The 4,761-nt window shown below is 35.0% G+C and carries 4 protein-coding genes; all 4 read left to right on the top strand.

Going from position 1 to position 4,761, the window contains the following annotated elements; translation table 11 throughout:
* Positions 1-413 precede the first annotated feature (413 nt).
* The 4 genes from nrdD (HMPREF9402_RS07160) (at position 414) to HMPREF9402_RS07145 (ending at position 4,201) form a co-directional block, all read left to right on the top strand.
* Positions 414-1,271, top strand: a complete 858-nt coding sequence (gene nrdD, locus HMPREF9402_RS07160; RefSeq protein ID WP_009606955.1) for an anaerobic ribonucleoside-triphosphate reductase — start codon at positions 414-416, stop codon at positions 1,269-1,271.
* 604 nt (positions 1,272-1,875) lie between these two features.
* Entirely contained in the window at positions 1,876-2,235 is a 360-nt protein-coding gene (gene nrdD, locus HMPREF9402_RS07155; protein WP_006784256.1) for an anaerobic ribonucleoside-triphosphate reductase, read from the top strand.
* A gap of 289 nt (positions 2,236-2,524) precedes the next feature.
* Positions 2,525-3,418, top strand: a complete 894-nt coding sequence (nrdD, locus tag HMPREF9402_RS07150) for an anaerobic ribonucleoside-triphosphate reductase (RefSeq protein ID WP_009606954.1) — start codon at positions 2,525-2,527, stop codon at positions 3,416-3,418.
* A gap of 150 nt (positions 3,419-3,568) precedes the next feature.
* Positions 3,569-4,201, top strand: a complete 633-nt coding sequence (locus HMPREF9402_RS07145; RefSeq protein WP_039930888.1) for a GIY-YIG nuclease family protein — start codon at positions 3,569-3,571, stop codon at positions 4,199-4,201.
* The last annotated feature ends 560 nt before the right edge of the window (positions 4,202-4,761 follow it).

Raw genomic sequence — 4,761 nt, 5'->3', positions numbered from 1 at the left:
AAGTTGCTTTCGATTTTTCTCAAGCGTCAGGTTGTGGAAACTAGATTATACAAAAAAGGCTGAAAGAGGCGATTAACATCCGCTGAAATTTGATGAGAGTCCGTAGTGGCATAGGCACAAGTGACTATCGAGAATTTGCCAGGATGTTGCCACTTGAAGCTGGATTAAAAAAACATAAAATTTAAGCTATTTGTTTTAGCTCTATAACATGAATTTTTTAAAAGTAAAGGAGTAAATGTTTTCAAATTTAATGAAAATAATGTCCTAAATTTACATTAACATCTTGCTTGAATAATCTGTTTTTTTCTAGTATTATATGAGATATTAAATCTTCATCTTTTTGTTTTTTTCGAGCATATTGGACAAACGAAGGGATGGAGATTTTTATGTCTAATGGTATAGGAGATGGTCTAATGCGTGAGGTAATTAAGCGCGATGGAAGTCATGTAGTGTTTGATGAAAATAAAATTTATCAAGCCATTTTAAAAGCAATGAAGTTTGGAAGCGGGGTAGTTGATGAGGAATTAGCACAGAAGATTGCCCATGAAATTAATTTAATTTTTGATACATTAAATACCACTCCAACGATTTTTCAGATTGAAACATTTGTCTATTTAAAGTTAATTGAAAATGGACATGAGTTAACAGCTAAGGCATATGAAGGTTACCGTGCGATTCAACAATTTAAGCGCGAAACAAATACAACGGATGATAGTATTTTAAGTTTAATTGAATTAGATAACGAAGAGGTTATGAATGAGAATTCGAATAAGAATCCAATGATGGCCTCAACTCAACGTGATTTAATTGCAGGAGAAGTTTCAAAAGATATTACACGTCGTAAGAAGTTGCCGGCTCGTATCGTTCAAGCTCACGATGAGGGAGTTCTTCATTTCCATGATATGGATTATTTCATGCAATCTATTTTTAACTGCTGTTTAATCGATATCAAAGATATGTTAGATAACGGAACTGTAATTAATAAGCGTATGATTGAAAGTCCTAAGTCATTCCAAGTCGCTTGTACAGTAATGACTCAGATTATTGCTCAAGTAGCAAGCAGTCAATATGGTGGACAGTCAATTGATATTCGTCATCTAGGTAAGTATCTGCGCCGTAGTAAGATGAAGTATTATAATATGTTAAAAGAGTGTATCTCATCACAAGCAGAGCTTGACCAAACGGTAGAGGCTTTAATGAAAAAAGAACTCGCATCTGGAGTACAAACAATTCAATACCAAATTAATACATTAATGACAACAAACGGTTAAAATTGGCCGCGCTTATTAGGAATAATAAGATGAACAGGTGGTGAACCTACAAATGTAGGGTGTGTTTCGTATAGAAATGCTAACGATGAACGCTAAGTCTAAAATAAAAGGTTGAGGCGTGCGTTTAACTCGTCGTAATCCTAAAGGATAACTAATTACTATGCCACACGTTGTTTGGCAAGTAAACGTAAAAATGAAAAGAAAGCAAAATGGTCGGTTTTTGACCATGAAGACTTTATTGAATTTTATAGAAGAGTTGCACGACGAAACTAGATTGAATAAAAGCCAAGTTTAAAAATCTAAATTTTAGATATGCCAATATCGTGCCAAGTCCTAAAAAGCTGAACCATGCGAATATTGCGACGTAAAAATGAAGAGAAAGCCGGTATGAGTGTTTTTTACTCATATTGGGTTAATCTAATTTTATAGTCGTAATGTATGGGAAAGCTAGATTAAATAAAGGTGATGTTATTTGATCAAGGAAAGGTGTATCGACTATCCCGTAATGGGAGTAGGTTAAAGGTGAAAGTCCTTTTTCCGAAGCGCCACCCATCCAGACCGGATGAAGAGATAGTCAGTCTCCTTAGAAATAAGGCGGAGGGTAATGCAGAGCCCATTTGTTACATTATTTTTAAATTTAAATGAAGATGATGAGTATGCTGAAGAGGTTGCTTTAATTATCGAGGAAATCTTGAAACAACGTATTCAAGGAATTAAGAATGAAAAAGGTATTTATACGACGCCAACGTTCCCTAAATTAGTTTATGTGTTACATGAGCATAACTGTTTAGAGGGTGGTAAGTATGATTATATTACGGAGTTAGCGGTTGAATGTAGTTCTAAACGTTTATATCCGGATTATATTTCTGCTAAAGAAATGCGTAAGATTTATGAAGGAAATGTATTTAGCCCAATGGGTCAATTCTCGGCTCATGTAAAACCTTGTGAACTGTTATGTGCGTAACAGGTGTGCATTCTACAATTTTATTTGGAACAGTAGGAAATGACTGTTTGAGAGTGTGCTAACTGGGAAGCCTAAGTGCTATGGCATATGGTAATCCAGTGCTAAGCTATCTTGATGGATAGAAAGTCAATCGACTATCGAAAGCATAGCTCAACGTGATTGAGTGAAGAAGCGAGTAGAGTACAGTAGGGGATGCACCTACTGGAAGTGCAAGGCGCGTAGACGGATGTGGGAGTCCTGAGCGAAGATATAGTCAGAGCGAGTAACCAGTATAGAAATATACCCTCGTTTGTGTAGAAGTTTCTTATCACCATGGAAAGATGAAAATGGTGAGTATAAATTTGAAGGACGTTTCAACCAAGGGGTTGTCAGCTTAAATTTACCACAAATCGGAATTGTAGCGGCAGGAGATGAAGAGAAGTTCTGGGATTTACTAGATAATCGTCTAGACTTATGTTTTGAAGCACTTATGTGCCGTCACAATGCCTTAAAAGGAACGTTAGCAGATGAATCTCCAATTCATTGGCAATATGGAGCGATTGCTCGTTTACCACAAGGTGAGACGATTGATAAGTTATTAATGGATGGATATTCAACCATTTCACTCGGATATATCGGGTTATACGAAGTGACGAAGTTAATGACAGGTGTTTCTCACGTTGATCCTAAAGGTGAGGCGTTTGCACTTAAGGTAATGAAACGATTAGAGGAGACAACGAAGAAGTGGAAGGCTGAAACAGGTCTTGGATTTGGATTATACGGTTCTCCGGCTGAATCATTGTGCTATCGTTTTGCAAAAATTGATTTACAGAAATTTGGTCAAATCGAGGATATTACTGATAAAGGATATTATACAAATTCTTATCATGTTGATGTTCGTGAGGAAATCGATGCGTTCAGCAAGTTACAATTTGAATCTCAATTCCAACCGATTTCAACAGGTGGATGCATTTCATACATTGAGATTCCAAATATGCAACACAATTTAGAAGCATTAAAGCAATTAGTGAATTATATTTATCATAATATTCAATACGCTGAATTTAACACGAAGTCTGACTGCTGTCATGTTTGTCACTTTGAAGGTGAAATTACGTTAAATGATGACTTATCATGGGAATGTCCGAATTGCCATAATAAGGATCAAGCGAAGATGAATGTTATTCGAAGAACTTGTGGGTAGACATAAATGCCCCTCATAGTAGAAATACTATGATGCAAACTTTGTGAACCTAGAAATCTAGGGTGTATTTTTCTATAAAAGGGAAATGCTAACGATGAAAGCTAAGTTGATAAACTAAGTTTTAAATCTACCCTTAAAGAGGATACCAATATGATAATATACAAGGCTACTAACTTAATTAATGATAAAATTTACATTGGACTTACCACTAAGTCATTAGAGCATAGAATAAGTGTTCATAAAAAAGATAGTAAAAGGCTTAATACATATTTTTATCAGGCAATTAGAAAATATGGTTTTGAAAATTTCAAATGGGAAGTAGTAGATACTGCTATAACAATGGAAGAACTTGAAGAAAAAGAGCGTTATTATATTAAGTTATATGGTAGCTTTGATAATAAAGAGATTGGTTATAATACTCAAAGTGGTGGAAATAATCTTTATGAGATTACAAAAGAACAACGAAAACAACGAAGTGATAGGGCTAAAGGAAAAAATAATCCAATGTATGGAACGATTAGTCCTATGCGAGGTAAAAAATTTACTGAGGATCATAAGAAAAAGATATCTGAAGCTATTAAAAAAGCTGATCGTCCTCATATGTATGGAGGAACAAATCCTTCAGCTCGGAAAGTGAAAAATATTGATACTGGAGAAATATTTAATACAATGACTGAGGCTTCTAAAAGATATCCAGGCTTATCTAGACAGAGTATAAATCATAACTGTGTTGGTAGAACTAAAAAAGCTGGTGGATTTCGTTGGGAATATGTAAAGGATTAAAACTTAGAAGTTCAATATGCTAATATCGTGCCAAGTCTCAATAAAAGATTGAGAAAGGTGTAGAGACTATTCCGTAAGGAAGTACATTTGAGGTGAAAATCCTCATTTGGAAGTGCAAAGGACCTAAACAGATTAAGATGTAGGTTAAGAGATAGTCCACCCTCATTAGAAATAGTGAGATAAGTGATTTAGGAGATAATTTCTGGAATAAAGGGAAAACAGCGGAAATTAAATGTCGTGTTATGCATCTTTAATATAAAAGGCTGAATCAAACGCTTAGAAGCCCGTAAAAGTGAACTTTCACAGATGACAGTTTTCTAGTCATCTAGGGAAAGAAACTTTATAGAGCTTCTGTTTGAGGAAGCTGGATTGAATATAAAAGGCTGAATCAAACGTTTAGAAGCCCGTAAAAGTGAACTTTCACAGATGACAGTTTTCTAGTCATCTAGGGAAAGAAACTTTATAGAGCTTCTATTTGATGAAGCTAGATTGAATATAAAAGGCGAAATCAAACTTTTTTGAAAAGTTAATAAAAAAAATGGCGTGGACGTAAGTCCTCG

Source organism: Turicibacter sp. HGF1 (assembly GCF_000191865.1).
In the GTDB taxonomy this organism is placed as follows: domain Bacteria; phylum Bacillota_I; class Bacilli_A; order MOL361; family Turicibacteraceae; genus Turicibacter; species Turicibacter sanguinis.
The sequence above is the reverse complement of the archived record's forward strand: the minus strand, read 5'-3'. Positions and strand labels throughout refer to the sequence as shown.

Bases quoted from the DNA above. Each gene is read 5' to 3' on its own strand.
- nrdD (WP_006784256.1), top strand. From the start codon at position 1,876: ATGCAGAGCCCATTTGTTACATTATTTTTAAATTTAAATGAAGATGAT.
- nrdD (WP_009606955.1), top strand. From the start codon at position 414: ATGCGTGAGGTAATTAAGCGCGATGGAAGTCATGTAGTGTTTGATGAA.
- HMPREF9402_RS07145 (WP_039930888.1), top strand. From the start codon at position 3,569: ATGATAATATACAAGGCTACTAACTTAATTAATGATAAAATTTACATT.